The sequence below is a fragment of the Prochlorococcus marinus XMU1404 genome, assembly GCF_017696175.1.
In the GTDB taxonomy this organism is placed as follows: domain Bacteria; phylum Cyanobacteriota; class Cyanobacteriia; order PCC-6307; family Cyanobiaceae; genus Prochlorococcus_A; species Prochlorococcus_A marinus_X.
On the sequence record NZ_JAAORE010000001.1, the window covers coordinates 507,604 to 531,985 of the forward strand.

The window sequence follows — 24,382 nt, forward strand, 5'->3', positions numbered from 1 at the left end:
AATGTTGATTTTCAATCTGCATGAATTTTAAATGGATAAAATAGGCGTCTTATTAATGAATTTAGGAGGGCCTGAACGCATTACTGATGTGGGCCCATTCTTATATAATCTTTTTTCTGATCCAGAGATAATCAGGACACCTTTTCCTGCTTTTCAAAAGCCTCTAGCCTGGTTAATTAGTACTCTTAGGAGTACTACTTCACAACAAGCTTATCTTTCTATAGGTGGAGGTTCACCTATCAGAAGAATAACTGAACAACAAGCGAGAGAATTGCAATCTAAATTAAGAGATAAGGGGTTTAATGCCACTACCTATATAGCTATGAGATACTGGCATCCTTTTACGGAATCAGCTATTGCTGATATGAAAGCAGATGGTATAGATCAAGTTGTTGTAATACCTTTGTATCCACACTTTTCAATAAGTACTAGTGGTTCAAGCTTTAGAGAATTAAAAAAATTACGAGATTCTGATAATGATTTTAAAAAAGTACCAATGAGATGTGTAAGGAGTTGGTTCAGTCAATCAGGTTATTTAAAGTCAATGGTCGAATTAATATCAGAACAAATTTCACTTTGTGAATCACCTTCAAATGCTCATGTGTTTTTTACTGCTCATGGAGTTCCTAAGAGTTACGTAGAGGAAGCTGGAGATCCTTATAAGCAACAAATTGAAGATTGTTCTTTATTGATAATAAATGAGTTAGAAAAATGTTTAGGGCACAGTAACCCTTTTACACTTTCCTATCAAAGCAGAGTTGGTCCGGTTGAATGGTTGAAGCCTTATACGGAAGAAGTATTGGCTGATCTTGGAAGGTCAAATGTTAATGACCTAATTGTGGTTCCCATAAGTTTCGTTGGAGAGCATATTGAAACATTGCAAGAAATTGACATTGAATATAAAGAAATTGCGAAAAAGGCTGGTATTAAAAACTTTCGAAGAGTTAAGGCTTTAAATACTCATCCTACTTTTATTGAAGGACTTAGTGATCTAGTGATTTCTTGCTTGGAAGGCCCCCTAGTTAATATAGAGGAGGCTTCTCAGTTGCCTGAAAAAGTTAAACTTTACCCGCAAGAGAAATGGCAATGGGGTTGGAATAATAGTTCAGAGGTTTGGAACGGAAGGGTTGCAATGATTGTTTTTCTGGTACTTTTTATTGAACTTATTTCAGGATCTGGACCTTTACATAAGCTAGGCATTTTATAAAGATCAAATAAAATTTATTTGAATTTTTTAAACATTATTGAAAGGTTTTTTGAGTATATTTCTGACATTACATTTCTAAATGAGGCAAAAGTATTTAATTAAGTTTAATATTTAAAGTAAATATTGAATTTCTTTAGTGACTCTTACTTCGAGATCCTTTTCAAAGGGTAGTTCAAAAAATGAAAATCCAATTTGGATAACTGGTGCAGATGCACTAATGGATTCTCTAAAAATTCATGGGGTAAAAGTTATATTTGGATATCCAGGAGGAGCTATTCTTCCAATATATGATGCTGTTCATAAGGCAGAACAAGATGGTTGGTTAAAGCATTATATGGTGAGACACGAACAAGGTGGTTCACATGCAGCTGATGGATATGCCAGATCTACTGGTGAAGTGGGGGTATGTTTTGGAACCTCAGGTCCAGGGGCAACAAATTTAGTAACTGGGATTGCCACTGCTCAAATGGATTCAGTACCTCTCGTTGTAGTTACAGGTCAAGTCCCAAGACCTGCTATAGGGACAGATGCTTTTCAAGAAACAGATATTTTTGGCATAACTCTTCCAATAGTAAAACATTCATGGGTGATAAGAGATCCTTCAGATATAGCTAAAGTAGTTTCTGAAGCTTTTTTTATTGCCTCCTCTGGAAGACCCGGTCCTGTTTTAATTGATATACCCAAAGATGTAGGTCAAGAATTCTTTAATTATAAAAGAGTTCTGCCCGGTGAAATTATTCCTAAAGGATTTAAGAGAAATGGAGATATTAATGATTGCGATATCAAAAAAGCAATTAAGTTAATAGAAGATTCTGAAAGACCCCTTCTATATGTTGGAGGTGGGGCAATATCTTCAGGTGCTCATGATGAAATAAGAACTTTCGCAAAGAATTATCAAATACCAGTTACTACAACCTTAATGGGGAAAGGTGCTTTTGATGAAAAAGACAATTTATCAGTTGGAATGTTAGGAATGCACGGAACTGCTTACGCAAATTTTGCAGTTACAGAATGTGATCTTTTAATTGCTATTGGAGCTAGATTCGATGATAGAGTTACAGGGAAATTAGATACTTTTGCACCTAATGCAAAGGTAATACATATAGATATTGATCCAGCTGAAGTTAATAAAAATAGACGTGTAGATGTTGCAATTGTCTCTGACGTTTCAAAAGCTGTCCTTAAAATTAATGAAAAATTTGTTAGTAATAAATTTACTTGTCAGACGAAGAACTGGTTAGAAAAAATTGATTCTTGGAAAAATAAACACCCTTTATATGACCCTCCTAAAGAAGGAGAAATTTATCCTCAGGAAGTTCTTTTAAAAGTTAGGGAACTTTCACCAGAAGCTTATGTAACTACAGATGTAGGACAGCATCAAATGTGGGCTGCTCAATATCTGAGGAATTCTCCAAGAAAATGGATTAGTAGTGCAGGCTTAGGTACTATGGGTTTTGGATTGCCAGCAGCAATTGGAGTTAAAGCAGCTTTACCTAATTCAGATGTAATTTGTATCGCAGGAGATGCAAGTGTTTTAATGAATATTCAAGAATTAGGAACTTTATCTCAATATGGTTTAAAGGTGAAAGTGATTATCATAAATAATCGCTGGCAAGGTATGGTGAGGCAATGGCAGGAAAGTTTCTACGATGAAAGGTATTCCTCATCTGACATGAGTTGTGGTGAACCTGACTTTGTAAAACTTGCTGAGTCTTTTGGAGTTAAAGGATATTTAATCTCTGATAGAAAACAACTACAGAATGAATTGAGAAATGCTCTTGATCACGACGACCCTGCCTTGATAAATATTCTTGTAAGAAGAGGCGAAAATTGCTATCCAATGGTTCCTCCGGGGAAAAGTAACGCTCAAATGGTTGGATACGTTAATTGTGAATAATAATTCTTTAAAATACGTTTTTTATAAAATTAACTTTAAGACAAATCAAAAAATTAAAAATTTCTGAATTGAAAAATTTTTCAAAACTTTTAATTATAATATCCTTATTTGTTATTCATCCTGTAATAGTTAACTCGGCTGAAATTCTTCAAATTATAAGTTCAAATACTATTTTGGTGGGGGATCAGAATAGGAATCTAAATATTAGATTATTTTGTGTAGATGTAAATGAAAATGATGAGCTCGAAGCAACTAATTTACTCAAGAGTGAATTCCCAAGGGGAAGCAAAGTAAAAATAAAACCTTTTGGTTTTAAAGATAATTTATTGTTAGCAAAAGTTTCTAATATTAAAGGTACTAAGGAAATGACAGAATTATTAGTTGCTAAAGATTTAACTAGTAAAGTTTGTACAAGTTAACTATTTCTCAGAGCAAATAAAATTCCATTGCCTCGAGATTGTATTGCTTCTTCTCCAGGAATTAAATTCATTTTTTAATTTGTATGTGCATAAATTTGAGATATCTATATTTGCATTAGGGATGTTCTCATTTAAAAGTTGCCTGTAGGCAGATCTTTTAAGATCAAGTTGATTTAAGTTTTGCTCTTTCAAGTGATTTGAATCTCTAGAATAGAGATCTTTTTCAGTTTTAGTCAAATTGACAGTTATTTTTTTGTTCTCGGCCTTTTTATAAAATTCTTTTAGTGTCATCTTATCAACTAGATAATGTTCCTTCGATATCGATGGCCCTATTGCGATAAGTAAGTCATCTCTAGATGTTCCAAAATTATCGAAAATTTTAACCAGATTTTTTATTATTTTTTTTTCTAAACCTTTTCTTCCACAATGCAAGGCTGCTACATTTCTTGTCTTTTTATCTGCAAAAAATATTGGCATGCAATCAGCTGTGTAAATCCACAAGTTTTGATTGCATTTATTACCAACAAGACCATCTGCATAAGTCTTACTCCCTTCTTGCGAATGTGATCCAAAAACTATCACATTACTGTGAATTTGATTTAAAACACAATTTACATAATTCTCATTAAAATAATTACTTAATAATTGAGGAGATTTCTCAGAGCAAGACTTCGTAAAATATGCATGTTTGAAATTATATTGACTAAGGATAGGTGATATGTAATACTCAAATTTTTTGTTTTGAATAAAAATTTCAGCTTTAGAGAAATATATTTCTTTGTAAGGAATAGTTCCTGCTCCTAAAGTGAATTTATGAAATTAATTTAATATCCCTCAAGATCCAGAATCCTGCAAATTTTTCAATATATGGCGTTGACTGTATGGAAATAAATTGATAACCAAAAGAATTTCTTTTATTCTCTAAAAACTTTGTACTTAAAATGTTTGCATCTTTTTCTGGTAAATCTGTTACCAGCCACTTATCTTCTTCTGAAGCTTCAAGGATAAGTTGGTTTTTATTTATAGTTAATTTAATAGGTTCTAAACAACTGAACCATGCAGCAAGTGCTAAAGATCTATCTTTGCTAAAAAGTCTTAATCCTGGGACTGAGTGATTATCATCTAAATCTTGTTGAATTGGGAAAATATCTCCAAATTCCATGGGCCAATTTTCTGCTGATTTTAATTCACCAATTGATATTTCAGAGATAGTTAAAGCGTCACCTCTCACTGCTTCTGGTAGAGGTTGAGGAGAGCTTTCTATTCTGGAGCTTAAAGTAGGAGCTAGTACCCCTCTTACATAACCTGTTTCCTTTGGATAAATCTCTTTTTCAAGAAATTCGATTCTATCAATTAAATCGTAAGTTCTTCTACTAACAAGAGGCTCAATACTTGAGGCCTCCAGTGATTTCTTAATGATCGATTTCATTGAAGATCTCCAAAATCTAACTATTGTTGGTTTCGCCCAGCCTTGTTTTTTTGCATCATTAATTGCTTCATTTAGTGCCTCTGTAAGCCATTCTGAATTAACTTTATTAGCAGGACAATTTTTATTCCAAAGAAAAATATCTTCTGTCTTAAAACTTCTTGTAGAGCAAATAATTAACTCCCATCTTTTTTTTCCATTGGATTCAATAATTGGTCTTGAATAAAAGTCTAATTCCCAATTTGAAGTTTTTAATTCAAGACTTGGTTCTGTTTTATTATTAATGTTCATTTATCTTGTTCTTTTTTATCGAAGAGTGCTTTAGTTTTAAGTGCTCTTTCAGTTGCTTCTTGCATAACTTTTTGCTTATCAATAATTAATTCTCCAGCAGAGTTTTCTAAAAGTGCTGTATTGAGACCAATGCGCCCTTTTTCGAGGTCAATTTCAGATATTAAAGCTTTTATAATTTCCCCTTCTCTAAAAATTTCTCGTAAGGAACGAATAGATCCATTTGTTAGTGAGGATTGATGAAGAAGTCCACTAGCTCCATCTAAATCAATAAAAAAGCCATATGGTTTAACTGCTAAAACTTCTCCTTCGATTAATTGGCCCAATTTTAAACTCCCAAGTTTAGAAACTAATCTCGCCTTTTTTTCAGAGAGAACTAATTTTCTGGATTCTGGATTGACCTCTAGAAATGCTACTTTTAAAGTTTTGCCAACAAATGATTGATGATTCTGACCATCTTCAAGTTGGGATCTTGGGATAAATCCTCTCAACCCATCTACATCGCATGTAAGTCCACCCCTGTTAAAACCATTTATTAAAACATCAATTAATTCTCCATTTTTTGAAGAAATTGTGACTTTTTCCCAACTTTGTCTAAGAATTAATGCTCTAGCACTTAACGTCACCATTCCATCAGCATTTTGCTCTTTAATTACCAAAACTTCCATTTCAAGCCCTTTAGAAAATTTTTCCTTAAAGTTAGTAATTACTCCTAACCCGCATTCTTTTTTGGGCATAAAACCTGGCGCTTTTCCACCAATGTCAACGTATAAACCATCACTCTCAATTGCTATAACCTTTCCTGAGATAGTCTCTCCTGTCGCCCCTATTGGCTCATTTTCATTTAAAGCTTCTAAAAAGGCACTTTCATCAAAATCGAATTCATCAACTGTTCTTTCTAATTGAAAATCTGTGCTTTGCTCAGAAAAATTAAGGGGTCTATTTAAGTCTTGTTGAGTTAAATTTTGTTGAGAAATATCAAAATCATTGGTGTTTTCATTATTGTCCTCAATTTTTTTTACTGAATCATTTTTAATGATTTGCGGTTTGATTGCGATATCTTCTTTTTTAATTTCTTCTTGCGAATTGGTTTGCTCATTATCTATTTTTTGAGTATCTTTCTTGCTTATGTGAAGTACCTGAAGAGGTTTTTTATTGCCCTTTGGTTGGATATTATCTTGGGCATTTTTATTACTGACTCCCATCGTAGGTAAAATAAGGATAATTAATTATTAACATACTCTAAATGTTAGTACTCAAAATTAAAATTAATGAACTTTAAACCAATACCTAACAAATTTGAATATTTAAATTGGCAAGAAATTGAGTGTGTTGCAAAAAACAAAAGATCAACAGTGATTTGGCCATTCGGTGCTGTTGAGCAACATGGGCCGCATTTGCCTCTTGCTACAGACAGTATTTTTGTTGATGAAATTATTAGCGAAGTTTTTAAATTATTCTCTGCCGATATTCCATTAAAAAAACTTCCAACCCAATATATTGGTTTTTCTCCAGAACATAAGGGTTTTGCCGGGACAATTTCACTTTCCTCAAATTTACTAACCTCAATGATAAAGGAAGTTGGAGGTCAATTATCTGAAATGGGTTTTAAAAGATTGATATTAATTAATGGACATGGAGGTCAAATTTCACTATTAAATACAGCTGCAAGAGAGCTAAGAAGTATCGCACCAGGGATGGCAGTTTTTCCTTGTTTCTTATGGAGTGGTGTGAATGGATTGAGTGAATTGTTAACAAAAACTGAGATTGAGGATGGGCTTCATGCTTCTTTAGCTGAAACAAGTTTGATGATGGCTTTGAAACCAGAATTAGTAGGTGATGAACGCCCAAATGAGGGCAATAAAGTAGAGATCCCTGAAGGTTGGAGTCTAGAGGGCAATGCGCCTACTGCTTGGCTTACTGACGACTTTAGTAAATCAGGTGTTATTGGAGATAGTAGAGGAGCAAATGAGTCTTTAGGGAAAAATTTAAAGGAATTATTGATTAATCATTGGTTCAAATTGATTATGAATCTGATGCAATCAGATTGGCCAAACAATTATTAAATAAGTTTTAGTAAAAAATGTGACTTAACAATTGAAACTATTTTCATGATATTTAAATAAACTCTCTATAATCATGTAATATTCATGCATAATGAGCTAAAGATTACTGACATGCAAACTCTAGAATCAAATAAAAAAACTATTGAAGAATCGACTAATCCGATTTCTTTAGATTTGCCCGACTTCACTACAGATTCTTATAAGGATGCATACAGCAGAATAAATGCAATTGTTATAGAGGGAGAGCAAGAGGCTCATGATAATTACATTTCAATAGCAACTTTAATTCCAAATGAGTTAGAGGAGTTAACTAAATTGGCGAGAATGGAAATGAAGCATAAAAAAGGCTTTACTGCATGTGGAAGAAATTTAGGTGTAGTAGCTGATATGGAATTTGCCAAAAAATTCTTTTCTAAATTACATGGTAATTTTCAAGTTGCTCTTGAAAAAGGAAATTTAACAACATGTCTTTTAATACAAGCTATCTTAATTGAAGCATTCGCAATCTCTGCTTATAACGTCTACATAAGAGTTGCTGATCCTTTTGCAAAAAAGATAACAGAGGGAGTAGTTAAAGATGAATATCTTCATTTAAATTACGGTCAAGAGTGGCTTAAAGAGAATTTATCTACTTGTAAAGAGGAATTAATGGAAGCTAACAAGGTTAATCTTCCTTTAATTAAGAAGATGTTAGATGAAGTAGCAGATGACGCATCAGTTTTAGCTATGGACAGGGAAGAATTAATGGAAGAATTTATGATTGCTTATCAAGACACATTGATGGAAATAGGTCTAGATAATAGAGAAATAGCCAGAATGGCGATGGCTGCAATTGTTTGATTTTATTTCTACTTAATTAGGAATTTTAATAATTAATCATTCCTATTTATGTAGTTACCTCTGTGCTATTGTTCATAACATCATATAGAAACAATTTATAAATTTTAAATGTTTGGGTTAATTGGCCACTCAACCAGTTTTGAAGATGCGAAAAGAAAAGCTTCGATGCTAGGCTTTGATCATATTGCAGATGGTGATTTGGATGTTTGGTGTACAGCTCCTCCACAGTTGGTTGAAAATGTTGAAGTTAAGAGTGCTACTGGAATATCTATTGAAGGTTCTTATATAGATTCTTGCTTTGTTCCTGAAATGCTTTCTAGGTTTAAAACGGCAAGAAGAAAAGTATTAAATGCTATGGAACTAGCTCAAAAAAAAGGGATTAATATTACTGCTTTAGGTGGATTTACTTCTATTATTTTTGAGAATTTTAATCTTCTTCAGCATAAACAAATAAGAAATACTTCATTAGAATGGGAAAGATTTACTACTGGCAATACTCATACCGCCTGGGTTATTTGTAGGCAACTAGAAATAAATGCACCACGTATTGGGATAGACCTTAAAAAAGCAACTGTTGCTGTTATTGGTGCTACAGGGGACATAGGCAGTGCTGTTTGTAGATGGCTTATAAATAAAACCGGTATTTCTGAACTTCTTATGGTCGCAAGACAACAAGAACCACTAGCTTTATTACAAAATGAATTAGATGGTGGCACCATAGCAACTTTAGATGAGGCATTACCTCAAGCGGATATTGTTGTATGGGTAGCAAGTATGCCTAAAACTATTGAGATTGATACTGATAACTTAAAAAAACCATGTCTAATGATTGATGGTGGTTACCCCAAAAATCTTGATGAGAAATTTCAGGGCGAAAATATTCATGTTTTAAAAGGAGGTATAGTAGAGTTTTTCAATGATATTGGCTGGAATATGATGGAACTTGCAGAAATGCAAAACCCTCAGAGAGAGATGTTTGCTTGCTTTGCAGAAGCTATGATTTTAGAATTTGAAAAATGTCATACCAACTTCAGTTGGGGAAGAAATAACATTTCTCTTGAAAAGATGGAATTTATTGGAAAAGCTTCTTTAAAACATGGTTTTTCTGCAATTGGACTTGATAAACAGCCCAAAGTATTAACTGTCTAAATTATGGCTAAACGTTACCTCCTTGACTTTGAGAAGCCTCTTGTTGAACTTGAAAAACAAATAGAGCAAATTAAAGAATTAGCTAGAGATTCAGAAGTAGATGTAAGCCAACAGCTTCTACAGCTTGAAACTTTAGCTGCTAGGAGAAGAGAAGAAATATTCAAATCTCTCACCCCTGCACAAAAGATTCAGGTAGCTAGGCATCCTCAAAGACCTAGTACTTTGGACTTTGTTCAAATGTTTTGTGATGATTGGATCGAATTACATGGAGACAGAAATGGTGGCGATGATATGGCACTAATTGGGGGGATAGGTTCGATAAATAATAGACCAGTGTTAATGTTAGGACATCAGAAAGGAAGAGATACAAAAGAAAATGTAGTAAGAAACTTTGGGATGGCAAAGCCAGGAGGTTACAGAAAAGCTCTTAGATTAATGCAGCATGCAAATAGATTCTCTTTGCCAATTCTTACATTTATTGATACTCCTGGAGCTTATGCTGGTTTAAAAGCTGAAGAAGAGGGCCAAGGGGAAGCGATTGCAAGAAACCTTCGAGAGATGTTTGGATTGAAAGTTCCAATAGTGGCTACTGTTATTGGAGAAGGAGGTTCCGGAGGTGCACTTGGGATAGGTGTTGCCGATAGGTTACTAATGTTTGAACACAGTGTTTACACAGTGGCTAGTCCGGAAGCATGTGCATCAATTTTGTGGAGAGATGCTGCGAAGGCACCAGAAGCGGCTTCAGCACTTAAAATTACAGGTAAAGATTTACTTAAATTGGGGATAATAGATGAGGTATTACCAGAACCTTCTGGTGGGAATAATTGGGATCCTTTAGATGCTGGTAATACACTAAAAGAGGCTATTGAGAAACACCTTAATTCTTTACTGCAAATGCCTGAAGATGAATTAATTGAGGAAAGATACAAAAAGTTTAGGGTTTTAGGTAAATTTATCGAAGCAAACAATATTGAAGAGATTTATAGTGAAATCCCTCAAAAAACTGAATAAATTGAAACTAGCTTTTATAACAGGTGCTACGAAAGGTATTGGTAGATCTACCGCAATTACTTTTGCACATGCTGGCTGGGATTTAATTTTGCTCTCTAGGAATTTGGATTTGATGGAGAAACTAAAGAGCGAACTTTTGACTACTAAATCAAAAATTAGCCTTATTAAATGTGACTTATCAAATCCTCTAGAAATTGAGCATTGTGTTAAAGAAGCAATTGAGAAGTATGGATGCCCTTCAGTCTTGATCAATAATGCCGGTTGTGCATTTAATGGGCCTTTAGTTGAAATGGATTTAGGCCAATGGGAACAAACTATTCAAATAAACCTAACAAGTGTTTTTCAAATTTGCAGTTCAATAATTCCTCAAATGAGAAAAAATGGTGGTTTAGTTATTAATGTTAGTAGTCATGCCTCCTATAATGCATTCCCTCAATGGGGAGCTTATTGTGTTTCAAAATCTGCACTAGCTATGTTTACTAAATGCTTGAGGGAGGAGGAGAGATCTAATTCAATAAGGGCGTGCACAATAACTTTAGGTTCAGTAAATACTCCTCTTTGGGACTCAGAATCTATCAATGCTGATTTTGATAGAACTTCTATGCTCTCCTCAAGCGAAGTATCAGATACTATTCTCTATATGGCTCAACAACCTGAATCACAACTGATTGAAGACTTAACTTTAATGCCCTCTGGTGGAGCTTTTTAAACATTCTTTTTCTTTTCTTAATCCTTAAAAAGTGATTTTTTTTAGGTCTAAGCGAACCCGATTAAACAAGAGAATGTGATATAGTTAATAAGCAATTAAGCTATAGGAAGATACAGTTAATTAAGTTGCGTACAATTTTCTGTCAAGAATTTTATGACCTCTACATTACCCAACGATAATATTAGAAACTTTGACGACCAGATTACTAATAAATTAATCTCAGAAATTATAAGAGACAGAATCAAGAACTCTGGAACCAGATTTAGCGCCAACGATAACATTGCAGATTTTATAAATCCGGGAGAATTAGAGATTTTAGAAAGAGAAGTTGCCTCAAGAGTTAAGGACTTACTAAAGTCCCTCATAATAGATGTTGAAAATGATCATAATACTCAAGAAACTGCTGAAAGAGTTTCAAAAATGTATTTAAATGAAGTTTTTAAAGGCAGATATCACCAACAACCTAAAGTTACAAGTTTCCCAAATGATAAGAATCTTGATGAGATTTATACAGTCGGCCCAATTTCTGTTAGATCTGCATGCTCGCATCACTTAGTTCCAATTCTAGGAGAGTGTTGGATAGGTATTAAACCTGGGAATAAAGTCATAGGACTTTCAAAATTTGCGAGAGTTGCTGATTGGGTTTTTTCAAGACCTCATATTCAGGAAGAAGCTGTAATGATCCTTGCAGATGAAATTGAAAAACTCTGCGAACCTAAAGGTTTAGGCATTATTGTAAAGGCCCAACATTATTGTATGAAGTGGAGGGGAGTCAAAGAACCAAATACAAGCATGATTAATTCTGTTGTGAGAGGCGATTTTAGACACGATTTAAGTTTAAAGCAAGAATTTTTTGAGCTTGTAAAACAGCAGTCAGCTACTAATAATTATTAAATTCTTTTTAATAACTTAAAAAGATCCTCTGTTTTTTTAATATCTTTTAAACCTGGAGATATTTCAATACCACTTGAAATATCTAGTCCATCTGGTTTGAAGTCAGTAAGAATTTCATTAATCCATTCAATTGATATTCCACCTGCCAACCACCATGGTTTGCTAAATTGTAAATTCTTTAAATAAATAGAATTTATTTTTTTTCCTGAACCTCCATAAGTTTCTTTATTCCAAGAATCAAGTAGTATCGCATCTACAAAATCTTCAAAAGGTTTTATTTTATCTATGTCCTTTTCGGTTTTTATTCTGAAAGCCTTCCATAGGCCAATATAGGGAATTTTTTCCCTTATTTTTTTGCAATAGTCAATATCTTCATCTCCATGTAATTGAATGATAGTTTCACTTGGGTTGCCTAAGAAGTTTTTGATAATTAAATCTATAGGACAATTTTGCACAACAGTTACTCTATCGATTTTTGGATAAAAATTTTCTAGGGTTTTAAATATTTTTTTCTTAATTTGAGCTGATACATACCTTGGAGACTCTTCAACCGAAATAATGCCAATGGCATGTGCTCCTAATTTAGCGACTTGAAGAGCTTGTTCTTCAGAAGTTAGTCCACAAATTTTAACTAAAGTATTAGTCTTGGGCATATCATTATCCTTTATGTAAAATTAATATTATTGCTAAATATAGCGGAGATTATTTTTGAGAAGTTGGCAAATTTTTAAAATATGGGGAATTCCCTTCAAAATTCATCCTTATTGGTTTGCGATTCTCTTTTTATTTTCATGGAGTATAAGTAATCAGGTTAATTTAACTTCAAGTGATATCTACAATACTAAAGAAGCTTGGATTATAGGATTTTTAAGTTCTTTTTTCTTGTTAACATCTATTATCTCTCATGAGATTTTGCATACTTTTGTTTCTTTAAATCAGGGTGTAAAAATAAAAAAAATTACTTTTTATTTTCTTGGGGCAATTTTACAAATAGATAAGTATTGTCAAACTGCTTTAGGTAATATAAAAATCGCAATTGTTAGACCTCTATTATGTTTTGTTACAGCATCTATCCTACTTTTAATTAGTAGCAACAGTACATCTCAAGAAATAATATCCATTGATATAATCTCTAGAGTAGGTATATTAAATTTATTCTTAGGCTTCTTAAATTTGCTTCCAATTGGTTCTTTAGATGGAGGAAATTTATTAAAAAGTATTATTTGGCATTTCTCTGGGAGTAAAAACAAAGGGAGAAATTTCCTAAATAAAGTAAATTTATCTTTATCTTTTTTAGTTCTAATATTTGGGATAATTTGTTTATTTAAATTTAACTTTTACTATGGTTTTATCCTTTCTTTTTTAGGTTTGTTTGGAGTTAATTCTTCAAAGTCTGAAAGTCAATTTTTTAAAATTGAAAATATACTTAAATTTAGTAAAGTTTCCGAACTTAAATTAAAGCCATTGAGAAAAATTGAATTCGATTCTAATTTCAAAGAATTAAACTCATTAATAAAAAATAAAAAGGACGCGTCAGATAAATATTTTTTTGTTACGAATAATGGTAGATGGACTGGTTTTGTTGATGAAAAAATTTTAAAAACTGTCTCCTTAAAAAAATGGGAACAGAACTTTGTTGGAGATTTTAAGAAACCAATCGATAGTCTTGTAAATGTTTACAGTAACGATAAATTATGGCAAACCATAGAAAGACTTGAAGAAACAAGTGAAGGTTTTATATTGGTTCTCAATTCTGCAGATATGCCTTTAGGGATAATTGATAGATCTAAAATTGGAAACTTTGTATTGAATAAATTAGGGTTTAATTTGCCTTCAGAGATTGTAAATAAATTTAATGATAATAATAAGTATCCTTTGGGAATTGAATTGCCAAGAATAGTTTATGCAATGAAGCAGAAAGGAGATCTTTAAGAATTGGTATCATTAAAATTTTTAACATTCTTATTATCTATGGTAATTTTTTAAAATTTAGATTTGAATTATTAGCTAAGAATGAATTTGTTAAATGTTGAACAATTTCATCATTTGTGAGGTCTAGATTTACTTTTGGTGGAGCTTCTTCTTTAAATAATTTGAACCACAAATCTTTTGAAGGATTTGTTTGAATTTCTCCATGTTGAAGGAATCCATTTTTTTTACGATATTGGGCACTACCTATCCTCTTAAACCCATCTTGATCAACTAAATCAGAAATTAATGAAGTTCCAAAACAATTTGTTTTAATGCGTGATTTTCTTAAACTACCATTTTGTAAATTTAGACCTAATTCTCTGAAACTTTTCATTAACCAATTATTTACCATTTCATAACTTAGGAATTTATAGTAAGACTTTTTAAATGTTAATGCATATGTTATGCCTCCTGAATGCAAAACGGCCCCCCCTCCAGAAGGACGTCTGACAATGTTAATTTCTCCATTTGATAATAATTTTTCCCAATGAGGAGGAATTTCCTTTTGGTGATAACCAATTGAAATCCAATCCCCAGTCCAATAGTAGAACCTCAATGTGAGTATTATTTCAGCTTTAAAAATAGTCTGATCTAAAGAATTTAAATCGAAAGCCATTTGATCAAAACCAGATAAATTATTTGTCGAAAAAATTAAAGCTTGATTTTCTATTCCCAAAATTTACTTTGTAGGTTTATTTATGATAATTTTCAATAAATTTTTTCTTTCAATTTGTTAATTACGTAACATCATTTTGTAATAGTGTTTCAAATCTCCTCTTTTCAGTGGAGAATATAGGAAACATTTTTTTAACCATGGAGCCAACTCAAACAATAAATTTAATTGCATTAAGCCTCATAGTAGTTATGCATGCAGGAGTTTTAGCGTTAAGGCTAGGGATTAGTTTGGGTAGAAATTAAAATTTATTAGAAAATATATTTTTTTAAGGTAATAATATAGGAAGACTGAATTAACTTATTCAGTAAAATATCAATCACTTAATTTGTCCAAATCATTTCGTGCAAATAGTATTTTTTACAAAAAATATCTAGATTCTGCATTTAAAATAAAAAAAAATAAACATGAAAATTTTGTATCTTTTGTTTTTCTAATTATAAAAATTTGCTTTTCACTCTTAGCAATAATAAGTTTGACTAAACTTGGTCATAGCTCCAAGGTCAGGTTAAACAGATTAAGGGAAATTCAAGATTCATTTTTATTCGAAAAATATAGATTTAATGTTTTAAAAAGTAGGTTTGATGACTTATTCTCTTCTGAAGGTGAGCAAAGATTTATGAAGGATCAAGATCAAATAATTTCTAGGGACATTATCAGAGTAATATGGCGTTGATAAGGAAGATCTATAATCTTTTAACTTGTCATTTTTCTATTAACTTTTTTGCTAGTGAGTCAGAACATTAAAGGTTTAGTCCTAATAACAGGAACAACTTCAGGAGTTGGGTTAAATACTCTAAAACCTCTTTTAAGATTTGGATGGGAAGTCATAGCTGTTAATCGATCTAATAAAAGAGCTATAAAAATAGCTGATGAATTATTGTCGAAAGAGGAAATTAAAAATGTTCACTTTATAGAGATAGATCTTTCTAATTTGGATGAGGTCAGAAAAGGTTGCGATGAAATATTGGAAAGATTTGTAAACCCAATAAATTCTCTTATTTGTAATGCAGCGGTTTATAAGCCAAGACTAAAGAGACCTGAAAGATCTCCGCAAGGTTTTGAAAACTCTATGGCAGTAAATCATTTTGGGCATTTTCTTATGATAAACCTACTTATGGAAAATATTTTATCTTCTGAAAGAGAAATTGTTTTAAATGGCAAATCAACTATATTCAAGCCAAGAATTACAGTATTAGGGACTGTTACGGCTAATTATTCAGAACTTGGAGGAAGGATCCCCATACCTGCTCCAGCTGATTTGGGAGATTTATCTGGATTCAAAAATGGTTTTTTATCTCCAATAAGTATGGCGAATGGAAAGAAATTCAAACCTGGTAAGGCTTATAAGGATAGTAAACTTTGCAATATGGTGACCGTTCAGGAATTATCAAAAAGATATCCTGCAGATAAAATTATTGTAAATTCTCTATATCCTGGATGTGTTGCTGATACAAAACTTTTTAGAGATACACCTTGGTTATTTAGATTTCTTTTCCCGATATTTCAAAAATTCATAACAAAAGGATATGTTTCACAAAGAATGGCAGGAGAGAGGGTCGCTCAAGTGGCAACTTATAAAGAATTCGCTAAACCATCGGTCCATTGGAGCTGGGGAAATCGTCAGAAAACTGGCAGAAAAGCTTTTTCTCAAAAGTTGTCAAAAAGAATAATTGATACGAAGACCTCTAAACAAACTTATGATTTAACAAGCCAATTGGTTGGATTAGATTAATTTAGACTAATCAAATCCTAATAAATCAAAAATTTCTCTATCTTTAAGTGGATTACCTTCTAAAGGTTCTACGTTTTCAAGCATATTTTTGGCAAGAGATAAATATTCATTTTGAACTTCAATAACATCTTCAGTTGGTTCCATTTCAAAAATGGTGCATTTTTTTAGTCTTGATCTTCTAATGGCGTCGACATCTTTAAAGTGGGCCATAGTTTTTAAACCTGTTCTTTCATTGAATTTATCAATTTGATCTGTGTCTTTTGATCTATTTGCGACTACCCCACCTAATCTGACTTTATAATTTTTTGCTTTTGCTTTAATTGCAGAGACAATTCTATTCATAGCGAATATTGAATCGAAGTCATTAGCAGTAACAATTAGACAATAATTTGCATGTTGCAATGGAGCTGCAAATCCTCCGCAAACAACGTCTCCCAGGACATCAAAAATAACAACGTCAGTATCTTCTAATAAATGATGTTCTTTTAATAGTTTAACTGTCTGGCCGGTTACATATCCCCCGCACCCTGTCCCGGCGGGGGGACCTCCACTTTCAACGCACATTACGCCATTAAAACCTTCAAACATGAAATCGGTTGGTCTCAATTCTTCGCTATGAAAATCTACCTCTTCGAGAATATCGATAACTGTAGGAACCATTTTGTGTGTCAAAGTGAAAGTACTATCGTGTTTCGGATCGCACCCAATTTGTAGAACCTTTTTACCTAATTTTGAGAATGCGGCAGAAAGGTTTGATGATGTAGTTGATTTTCCAATGCCACCCTTCCCATACACGGCAATAACTAAAGCCCCTTCCTCAATATTTATTTTTGGATCTTGTTTTACTTGAACACTTCCTTCTCCATCAAGAGGTCTATTTATAGTACTTGTCATTTAAAGCTTAAAACACATTATTATTTATATTCTTGCAGCGCAAATACACATGAAATATGTTTCTAAACAAATATGTATTTATTTGTATTAAAAGCGGGAAATATGTTCTTATAACTGAATTTTTAGGATTAAATTTATTAGATTATGAGTGAAAATACTCATGACTTAATTATAGTTTATTAGTAAAAATTAACTGAAATATGCTTTGGCATCGTAGAGAGTTTCATCGCTTATCTCTGGAATTCCTCTCAAGATTGCGTATTTTTCAGTATTTGTTTTAACTTTACCTCTTACAAAAAATGGAACTTTTGTTAATTCAGCTCTACCAGATTCAGTCCAAATAATTCCTTCTTTACTATTTTTTTCTTTTTTTTCGTCAGATTTTAAAATTTCCTTTGTGTTTGTCGCTGTATGTCCTAAATGGCTTTGATGACCATCAACAAACTCAAAGTCATGTTTGAACATATCAATAAGATGCTCTTCTAATCCCATCATTAGGGGGTGTACCCAGTCATCAAAAATCACATTTGCTCCTTCCCATCCCATTTGAGGGCTATATCTTGCAGGAACATCTTGAACATGCATTGGAGTACTAATTACTGAGCATGGAATGCCGAGTCTTTTTGCACTATGCCTTTCCATTTGAGTCCCTAAAACTAATTCAGGGGCTGCTTTTTTCATGGCATCTTCCACTTCTAGATAATTGTTAGTTATCAGAGCTTCTACATTTAGATCTTTTGCAGTAGCTCTTACTTGCCTGGCCATCTCCCTGCTGTACGTTCCAAGACCAACTACTTCAAAACCCAATTCTTCCTTCGCAATTTTGGCTGCTGCAATTGCATGTGTTCCATCACCAAAAATAAAAACTCTTTTGCCGGTTAGATAATTTGAGTCAACTGATTTTGAGTACCAAGGAAGTTTTGATTTATTTTCTAATTCTTTTTTATTCGTCAAAGGAAGATCTAATTTCTTATGAACTTCATTTATAAATTCAATTGTATTTTTTATTCCAATTGGAATAGTGTTTGAATATTCCATTCCAAAGTTCCGTTTAAGCCATTCGCATGATGCTTCCGCAATTTCTGGATAAAGACAAATATTTATTTCAGCATCAATTAGTCTTTCAATATCATCTGGACTAGCACCTAATGGAGCAACTACGTTTGTATCTATTCCTTGCTCTGAAAGTATGCGTTGGATTTCGATTACATCATCTCTACATCTAAAACCTAGTAATGAAGGGCCAAGTATATTGACTTTTGGTCTACGCCCAAATTCCTTCCACCTTAGAGGACTTATTTTCTCTGAATAGCTTACTTTTTCTTTTAAAAGGGTTCTTGTTAATTGATAAAAGGTTTCTGAGGCCCCCCAATTTTCTTTCTTGCTATAAGCAGGTAATTCAAGATTCACAATCGGCATATCAAACCCCATCCCTTTCGCAAGAGCTCCAGGTTGGTCTTGGATAAGTTCTGCTGTACAACTTTCTCCGACTAAAAGAGTTTTGGGTTTGAATCGTTCAACTGCTTCCTTAATATTTTTCTTCACTAATTCAGCTGTATCACCTCCAAGGTCTCTAGCCTGAAAAGTTGTATAAGTTACTGGAGGCCTTTGCCCCCTCCTCTCGATCATTGTAAAGAGAAGATCTGCATATGTATCTCCTTGGGGGGCATGAAGCACATAATGAATGTCTTTCATTGACGAGGCAATTCTCATAGCACCAACATGTGGTGGTCCTTCATAAGTCCAAAGAGTTAATTCCATAGTTTTTAATGAGTTACTAAAGTTTTTGAAGTTAGTATTTGATTTCTTTTTAAAGGCTTGGAGAAGAGACCAGCCAAATCTGCGGCTTGATCAATTCCATGAATTGGACTGAATACCATTTCTATTGACCACTTGGTACTAATCCCCTCCGCCTCAAGAGGGTTAGCTAAACCCATTCCACAAACTACTAAGTCTGGATTAGATTCTCTCACTCGATCTAATTGTTTTTCTACATGCTGCCCTTCGACAATTTTTGTATTATCAGGTAATAAATTTATCTCCTCTTTCATTAAATCTTTATTTAGGTAAGGAGTGCCTACCTCTATAAGATCCATTTCGCATTCATTATGCAAAAATCTTGCCAAAGATATCTCCAGTTGCGATTCAGGAAGAAGAAATAATCTTTTCCCCTTAAGTATTTCTTTGTGAGATTCAAGAGCAAGTTTTGCTCTACTAATTAAAGGCGAAATAATTTCATGAACTTTAAGTTCACTAATTTTGAAAGCTTTCGCTGCAGCTAAAATCCATTCAGTACTTCCTTCGATACCGAGAGGAAATGGAGCCGAAATTATTTCACAACCACGATGTTTTAGGTCTCGAACGGTATCACTTAAATAAGGCTGAGTTAATAAAACTTTTGTATTTTTGCCAATCTTTGGCAATTCAGTTGATTGACGGGGTGGGAAGCTCTCAATTTTTGAAATTCCTAAATTTTTAAAAATCTTTTTAAACCTATCCTCTACATTATTTGCAAGTGTCCCAACTAATAACAATTTCTCCTCATTTGATGACTCCATTAATGGAATTAAAGCTTTTAATGCGCCATCTTCTCCTTGGGTAAAAGTTGTTTCTATCCCACTGCCAGAGTAATTAACGAATCTTACTTGACCAAAAAATCTTTTATTTAATTTCTCTGCGACAGTTGCAAGATCTAATTTGATCACTTCACTTGGACAAGATCCAACTAGAAAAAGAGTTTTTATTTCTGGTCTTCTTGCAATAAGATCATTAACCACTCGATCTAATTCTTCATGAGCGTCAGCAAGACCAGCAAGATCTTTTTCTTCAAGAATAGCCGTCCCAAATCTTGGCTCAGCAAAAATCATAACTCCAGCAGCGCTTTGAATTAAATGAGCACATGTCCTTGAGCCTACTACCAGAAAAAACGCATCAGGCATTCTTCTGTGGAGCCAGACTATTGAAGTTAACCCACAAAAAACTTCCCTGGGCCCAGTTTCCTTATTAAATTCAACTTTACTCATTAAAAAATTTCAAGAGCTTGTATTTCAAGCTTGCATAAACTTTTTAATTTAAGAAAGTAATTAATAAGTTCTCTTACAAAATGAACACATTTAAAAAACTTATATGAATGTTTAAATACTTAAATGGGAATTATGAAAAAAACTTTTAGGGAGTATTTTAATTTCTGTAGAAGGAATTTCCTTGACTTATTTTTGAAAGCTTCCATACATTTCTAGCTATTTTCGTAGCTAATAATCCTGCTCTTTCTAACTTAGATTTTCCTGGTTTAGCTCCAATTAGAGCTGTCACTTCTGAAGTGGTTAAAGGTGCTCCAGTATTTATAGCTAATTGGGTTAACTCCAATCTATCTCTAAGGTTCTTAAGATTTACTTTCTCAATTTTATCTTCTTCTAACCAGCTAAAAGATGGGTCTTTCTGAGATAGTTTTTGCATCAAGCTTAGGCTAACTAATCCAAGAGTTTGATCAGGAGTTAATTCTTTTTCAGTACCAGAAACATTTGGTTCTTTTTTTTGAGAAGTTCCCATAAAAATGCATATCTTTTACTTGAAGTTATCGTTTTGTGGTAAGCATGCAAGTAAATTTAATAGAAAAAATGAACCATTATCCGTTATAGTCGCCTCAATGGAACCAACTTCTAGCTTAAACAGAGGAGAACGAAAAAAAGGGAGTTCTCTAGTCACAGGATCTGAGGTGCAGTCTCAGGCCAATGGTGCTAGCTGTTTTATTACTACCGATTCAGAAAAGTCTCTGGTATCCAGACAAGCAAGTCAAGTTGAGCAAATTGAGTTAAGAACATATGTTTTTTTAGATTCTCTGCAACCTCAATTAGCCGCATATATGGGAACTGTTAGTAGAGGTTTTTTACCTATTCCTGGTGATTCATGTCTTTGGATGGAAGTTTCACCCGGGATGGCTGTTCATAGAGTTACTGATATCGCACTAAAAGCAAGTAATGTAAGACTTGGTCAGATGATTGTTGAAAGAGCATTTGGATCTCTTGCTCTTTACCATAAAGATCAAAGCACGGTTTTACATTCTGGAGACGTTGTTCTAGATGCTATTGGGAGCGAAGTGAGAAAAAGAACAAAACCTGCTACGAGTTGGACTGAAGTTATTCGAGCGATTACTCCAGATCATGCAGTTTTAATAAATAGACAAAACAGAAGTGGATCAATGATTCAATCTGGAATGAGCATGTTTATATTAGAAACTGAACCAGCTGGTTATGTTTTAAAAGCAGCTAATGAAGCTGAAAAGGCATCTAATATAACTGTTGTTGATGTTAAGGCAGTTGGAGCTTTTGGTAGATTAACTCTCGCTGGGAAAGAAGGGGATGTAGAAGAGGCTGCAGCTGCTGCTATAAGAGCAATTGAAGAAATTTCAAATTATTGAGAATTTTTTAATTTAAACTTTCTTTTAACTTAAACCTATCTCTTTTTTTAAAAAAGGTGACATAATTTTTGCAGCTTTACCTCTACTACCTAATTTATTTAATTGTGATTGTGAGAGCTCACCGTAAACACAGTTAGACTCTTTTACCCAAAAAATAGATTCGAATTCCCCGTTTGGATATTTGGGGTTCTTAAGAATTTCTCCCCAGCATATTCCTGTTGTATCTTTAACTAAGTTTCCTGAGGGATCGCACAAAACCATGCAACTTATAAATCTTGCACTCCTATAAGGACTATCAGAAAGTTCATTAATTAATTTTTTAATTTTCTCATCATTAGTTTTGGCATATCGAGCAGAATAAATTCCTGGCCGACCATCTAAAACATCTACTTCAAGACCCGAGTCATCAGCTAATGCCCAAGTTTTAGTCTCTAAAGCAGCTGCTTTTGCTTTTAGAAGTGCATTCTCAAAATATGTGTTTCCAGTCTCTTCGACATTTAAATATTCTGGTTGCTTCTGAACCTTTAAAGACAAAACATCCAGCATCTCTGAAATTTCAGATACTTTTCTTTCATTGCCACTAGCAATAGTTAGAACTGGAAGGTTCAAAATAACAAATAAATTTATTGTGAATATTATCTTACTTCAAAGCTTGATACGGAGACAGGAAAGGTTGAACATTCCACACCTGTGTAGACAGGGCCTGCCTCGTACGGTAAATAACATAATGTAAATTTTTTCTTAACACAACAGTATGTTTTGATGCACTAACTAATTTGCATAAGTATTGACATATCAATAGTACCAAGGGTGATAAGTTTAACTTATGAATGATAGAAAAAACATTAATGGAGATTTTGTCGAAAACGCTTGACTTATAAGTACTTAATGAAGCATTCTTCGAATTGAACATTCCACATTTAGTAATTAGTAGACAATGGCTACAGAAACAATGGGCATCGCTCTCGGCATGATCGAGACACGCGGACTTGTACCTGCAATCGAAGCAGCAGACGCAATGACAAAGGCAGCAGAAGTTCGCCTTATTGGTCGTGAATTCGTTGGCGGCGGTTATGTCACAGTATTAGTTAGAGGCGAAACAGGCGCAGTTAACGCAGCTGTAAGAGCTGGTGCTGATGCTTGTGAAAGAGTTGGTGACGGTTTAGTTGCAGCTCACATTATTGCTCGTCCTCATAGAGAAGTTGAACCTGCTCTAGGTAACGGTGAATTTCTTGGTCAAAAGGACTAATTAAGTAAAGCAAGATTTATAAATTTTGCACAATAATTATTTTCCCTACACAGATCTAAATTTATCTTTATGAGTAAGAAGTATGACGCAGGGGTAAAGGAGTACAGAGATACCTACTGGACTCCAGAATATGTCCCCCTAGACACCGATTTACTAGCCTGTTTCAAATGTACAGGTCAGGAAGGTGTTCCAAGAGAAGAAGTTGCAGCAGCTGTTGCCGCTGAATCTTCAACAGGTACTTGGTCAACAGTTTGGTCCGAGTTACTTACTGACTTAGAATTTTATAAAGGACGTTGTTATCGAATCGAAGACGTCCCTGGAGATCCTGAAGCTTTCTATGCTTTTATTGCATATCCTTTGGATCTTTTTGAAGAAGGCTCAATTACAAACGTATTAACATCTCTTGTAGGAAACGTTTTTGGATTTAAAGCTCTAAGACATCTACGTCTAGAAGATATTAGATTCCCAATTGCTTTCATTAAAACTTGCGGTGGTCCACCAAATGGAATCGTAGTTGAAAGAGATCGACTTAACAAATACGGAAGACCTCTACTTGGTTGTACCATCAAACCTAAATTAGGATTATCTGGTAAAAACTATGGTCGAGTTGTATATGAATGTCTTAGAGGCGGTCTTGATTTAACTAAGGATGATGAGAATATTAATTCTCAACCATTCCAACGTTGGAGAGAAAGATTTGAGTTTGTTGCAGAAGCAGTTAAGCTTGCTCAACGAGAAACTGGAGAAGTTAAAGGTCACTACCTAAACTGCACTGCTAACACTCCTGAAGAACTCTATGAAAGAGCTGAATTTGCAAAAGAGCTAGATATGCCAATCATCATGCATGATTATATAACTGGTGGTTTTACTGCAAATACTGGATTAGCTAATTGGTGTCGTAAAAATGGCATGCTTCTGCATATTCATAGAGCTATGCATGCTGTTATTGATAGACATCCAAAGCATGGTATTCACTTCAGAGTTCTTGCAAAATGTTTGAGACTATCTGGAGGAGACCAATTACATACTGGAACCGTTGTTGGAAAACTTGAAGGTGATCGTCAAACAACTCTTGGTTATATTGACAACTTAAGAGAGTCATTTGTTCCTGAAGATAGATCAAGAGGTAACTTTTTTGATCAGGATTGGGGTTCAATGCCTGGAGTATTTGCAGTCGCATCAGGTGGTATCCATGTTTGGCATATGCCTGCACTTCTAGCGATCTTTGGAGATGATTCCTGCCTTCAGTTCGGTGGAGGAACACATGGTCATCCATGGGGTTCAGCTGCTGGAGCTGCAGCTAACAGAGTTGCTTTAGAAGCTTGTGTAAAAGCCCGTAATGCTGGTCGCGAAATCGAAAAAGAGAGTAGAGACATTCTTATGGAAGCTGCTAAGCATAGTCCTGAATTAGCTATTGCTCTAGAAACTTGGAAGGAAATTAAGTTTGAGTTTGACACTGTCGACAAGCTTGATGTTCAAGGTTAACTCAAGTTTCGAAATTGAGGAGATTTATTCTCCTCAAACTTATTAAAATCTC

26 protein-coding genes are annotated in these 24,382 nt (G+C 33.7%); 16 read left to right on the plus strand and 10 right to left on the minus strand.

Annotated elements, in window-relative coordinates:
- Positions 1 to 31: 31 nt before the first annotated feature.
- From hemH to HA144_RS02920, 3 genes are all read left to right on the plus strand, one after another.
- The gene (hemH, locus tag HA144_RS02910) at positions 32 to 1,207 is read left to right on the plus strand and encodes a ferrochelatase (RefSeq protein WP_209042269.1); all 1,176 of its coding nucleotides are present in this window, start codon (positions 32 to 34) and stop codon (positions 1,205 to 1,207) included.
- 136 nt (positions 1,208 to 1,343) lie between these two features.
- Positions 1,344 to 3,104 (plus strand): biosynthetic-type acetolactate synthase large subunit, encoded by a 1,761-nt coding sequence (gene ilvB, locus HA144_RS02915; RefSeq protein ID WP_209042271.1) that lies wholly within the window; start codon positions 1,344 to 1,346, stop codon positions 3,102 to 3,104.
- 68 nt (positions 3,105 to 3,172) lie between these two features.
- Positions 3,173 to 3,523 carry a hypothetical protein gene (locus HA144_RS02920; RefSeq protein WP_209042273.1) on the plus strand — a complete coding sequence of 117 codons (351 nt, stop codon included), beginning with the start codon at positions 3,173 to 3,175 and terminating at the stop codon, positions 3,521 to 3,523.
- Here HA144_RS02920 and pgeF read toward each other — a convergent pair whose 3' ends face one another.
- From pgeF to HA144_RS02935, 3 genes are read right to left on the minus strand one after another with little or no spacing between them, the layout of a single operon-like run.
- A complete protein-coding gene (gene pgeF, locus HA144_RS02925; protein ID WP_348535042.1) occupies positions 3,524 to 4,312 on the minus strand; it encodes a peptidoglycan editing factor PgeF in 789 nt (262 codons plus the stop codon).
- Positions 4,313 to 4,334: 22 nt separating this feature from the next.
- Positions 4,335 to 5,240 carry a Tab2 family RNA-binding protein gene (locus HA144_RS02930; protein ID WP_209042275.1) on the minus strand — a complete coding sequence of 302 codons (906 nt, stop codon included), beginning with the start codon at positions 5,238 to 5,240 and terminating at the stop codon, positions 4,335 to 4,337.
- A complete protein-coding gene (locus HA144_RS02935; protein WP_209042277.1) occupies positions 5,237 to 6,442 on the minus strand; it encodes a S1 RNA-binding domain-containing protein in 1,206 nt (401 codons plus the stop codon). The genes HA144_RS02930 and HA144_RS02935 overlap by 4 nt, the downstream gene beginning before the upstream one ends.
- 66 nt (positions 6,443 to 6,508) lie before the next feature.
- On the opposite strand from HA144_RS02935, the gene HA144_RS02940 reads away from it, so the two are divergent.
- The 6 genes from HA144_RS02940 (at position 6,509) to folE (ending at position 11,906) form a co-directional block, all read left to right on the plus strand.
- Positions 6,509 to 7,303, plus strand: coding sequence for a creatininase family protein (locus HA144_RS02940; protein WP_209042280.1), 795 nt, complete (start codon positions 6,509 to 6,511; stop codon positions 7,301 to 7,303).
- A 111-nt stretch (positions 7,304 to 7,414) separates the two neighbouring features.
- Complete coding sequence (locus HA144_RS02945; RefSeq protein ID WP_025945786.1) at positions 7,415 to 8,143, plus strand: aldehyde oxygenase (deformylating); 729 nt, start codon at positions 7,415 to 7,417, stop codon at positions 8,141 to 8,143.
- 108 nt (positions 8,144 to 8,251) lie between these two features.
- Positions 8,252 to 9,292 (plus strand): long-chain acyl-[acyl-carrier-protein] reductase, encoded by a 1,041-nt coding sequence (locus HA144_RS02950; protein ID WP_209042282.1) that lies wholly within the window; start codon positions 8,252 to 8,254, stop codon positions 9,290 to 9,292.
- Positions 9,293 to 9,295: 3 nt separating this feature from the next.
- Positions 9,296 to 10,303, plus strand: coding sequence for an acetyl-CoA carboxylase carboxyltransferase subunit alpha (locus tag HA144_RS02955; RefSeq protein ID WP_209042284.1), 1,008 nt, complete (start codon positions 9,296 to 9,298; stop codon positions 10,301 to 10,303).
- Positions 10,278 to 11,012, plus strand: a complete 735-nt coding sequence (locus HA144_RS02960) for an SDR family oxidoreductase (protein ID WP_209042286.1) — start codon at positions 10,278 to 10,280, stop codon at positions 11,010 to 11,012. The genes HA144_RS02955 and HA144_RS02960 overlap by 26 nt, the downstream gene beginning before the upstream one ends.
- 153 nt (positions 11,013 to 11,165) lie before the next feature.
- Positions 11,166 to 11,906: a GTP cyclohydrolase I gene (gene folE, locus HA144_RS02965; protein ID WP_079317710.1), complete on the plus strand. Its 741-nt coding sequence runs from the start codon at positions 11,166 to 11,168 to the stop codon at positions 11,904 to 11,906.
- On the opposite strand, the gene HA144_RS02970 is transcribed toward folE, so the two are convergent.
- Entirely contained in the window at positions 11,903 to 12,559 is a 657-nt protein-coding gene (locus tag HA144_RS02970) for a phosphoribosylanthranilate isomerase (protein ID WP_209042287.1), read from the minus strand. The genes folE and HA144_RS02970 overlap by 4 nt on opposite strands.
- A gap of 55 nt (positions 12,560 to 12,614) precedes the next feature.
- Here HA144_RS02970 and HA144_RS02975 point away from each other — a divergent pair, with 55 nt between their 5' ends.
- On the plus strand, positions 12,615 to 13,838 hold the full coding sequence (locus tag HA144_RS02975) for a site-2 protease family protein (RefSeq protein WP_209042289.1): 1,224 nt from the start codon (positions 12,615 to 12,617) through the stop codon (positions 13,836 to 13,838).
- Positions 13,839 to 13,875: 37 nt separating this feature from the next.
- Here the strand turns inward: HA144_RS02975 and HA144_RS02980 are convergent, their stop codons facing one another.
- Positions 13,876 to 14,553 carry a lipoyl protein ligase domain-containing protein gene (locus HA144_RS02980; RefSeq protein WP_245152804.1) on the minus strand — a complete coding sequence of 226 codons (678 nt, stop codon included), beginning with the start codon at positions 14,551 to 14,553 and terminating at the stop codon, positions 13,876 to 13,878.
- Positions 14,554 to 14,690: 137 nt separating this feature from the next.
- Here HA144_RS02980 and psaM point away from each other — a divergent pair, with 137 nt between their 5' ends.
- The 3 genes from psaM (at position 14,691) to HA144_RS02995 (ending at position 16,285) form a co-directional block, all read left to right on the plus strand.
- The gene (psaM, locus tag HA144_RS02985; protein ID WP_025887817.1) at positions 14,691 to 14,795 is read left to right on the plus strand and encodes a photosystem I reaction center subunit XII; all 105 of its coding nucleotides are present in this window, start codon (positions 14,691 to 14,693) and stop codon (positions 14,793 to 14,795) included.
- 83 nt (positions 14,796 to 14,878) lie between these two features.
- Complete coding sequence (locus HA144_RS02990; RefSeq protein WP_209042293.1) at positions 14,879 to 15,226, plus strand: hypothetical protein; 348 nt, start codon at positions 14,879 to 14,881, stop codon at positions 15,224 to 15,226.
- A gap of 54 nt (positions 15,227 to 15,280) precedes the next feature.
- Positions 15,281 to 16,285, plus strand: coding sequence for an SDR family NAD(P)-dependent oxidoreductase (locus tag HA144_RS02995; protein ID WP_209042295.1), 1,005 nt, complete (start codon positions 15,281 to 15,283; stop codon positions 16,283 to 16,285).
- 6 nt (positions 16,286 to 16,291) lie between these two features.
- Here the strand turns inward: HA144_RS02995 and bchL are convergent, their stop codons facing one another.
- From bchL to HA144_RS03015, 4 genes are all read right to left on the minus strand, one after another.
- Positions 16,292 to 17,179, minus strand: a complete 888-nt coding sequence (gene bchL / locus HA144_RS03000) for a ferredoxin:protochlorophyllide reductase (ATP-dependent) iron-sulfur ATP-binding protein (protein WP_011818051.1) — start codon at positions 17,177 to 17,179, stop codon at positions 16,292 to 16,294.
- Positions 17,180 to 17,368: 189 nt separating this feature from the next.
- Positions 17,369 to 18,940 carry a ferredoxin:protochlorophyllide reductase (ATP-dependent) subunit B gene (locus tag HA144_RS03005; protein WP_209042298.1) on the minus strand — a complete coding sequence of 524 codons (1,572 nt, stop codon included), beginning with the start codon at positions 18,938 to 18,940 and terminating at the stop codon, positions 17,369 to 17,371.
- Between the two features lie 5 nt (positions 18,941 to 18,945).
- The gene (locus HA144_RS03010) at positions 18,946 to 20,202 is read right to left on the minus strand and encodes a ferredoxin:protochlorophyllide reductase (ATP-dependent) subunit N (RefSeq protein ID WP_209042300.1); all 1,257 of its coding nucleotides are present in this window, start codon (positions 20,200 to 20,202) and stop codon (positions 18,946 to 18,948) included.
- 157 nt (positions 20,203 to 20,359) lie between these two features.
- A complete protein-coding gene (locus HA144_RS03015) occupies positions 20,360 to 20,728 on the minus strand; it encodes a hypothetical protein (RefSeq protein WP_011818054.1) in 369 nt (122 codons plus the stop codon).
- A 97-nt stretch (positions 20,729 to 20,825) separates the two neighbouring features.
- Here HA144_RS03015 and HA144_RS03020 point away from each other — a divergent pair, with 97 nt between their 5' ends.
- A complete protein-coding gene (locus tag HA144_RS03020; RefSeq protein ID WP_209042566.1) occupies positions 20,826 to 21,596 on the plus strand; it encodes a BMC domain-containing protein in 771 nt (256 codons plus the stop codon).
- A gap of 24 nt (positions 21,597 to 21,620) precedes the next feature.
- On the opposite strand, the gene rdgB is transcribed toward HA144_RS03020, so the two are convergent.
- Positions 21,621 to 22,205, minus strand: coding sequence for an RdgB/HAM1 family non-canonical purine NTP pyrophosphatase (rdgB, locus tag HA144_RS03025; protein WP_209042302.1), 585 nt, complete (start codon positions 22,203 to 22,205; stop codon positions 21,621 to 21,623).
- Between the two features lie 328 nt (positions 22,206 to 22,533).
- Between rdgB and HA144_RS03030 the strand changes: the two genes are divergently transcribed.
- Both HA144_RS03030 and HA144_RS03035 read left to right on the plus strand, forming a co-directional pair.
- The gene (locus HA144_RS03030) at positions 22,534 to 22,845 is read left to right on the plus strand and encodes a BMC domain-containing protein (protein ID WP_002807869.1); all 312 of its coding nucleotides are present in this window, start codon (positions 22,534 to 22,536) and stop codon (positions 22,843 to 22,845) included.
- 69 nt (positions 22,846 to 22,914) lie between these two features.
- Positions 22,915 to 24,330, plus strand: a complete 1,416-nt coding sequence (locus tag HA144_RS03035; RefSeq protein WP_011862567.1) for a form I ribulose bisphosphate carboxylase large subunit — start codon at positions 22,915 to 22,917, stop codon at positions 24,328 to 24,330.
- Positions 24,331 to 24,382 lie beyond the last annotated feature (52 nt).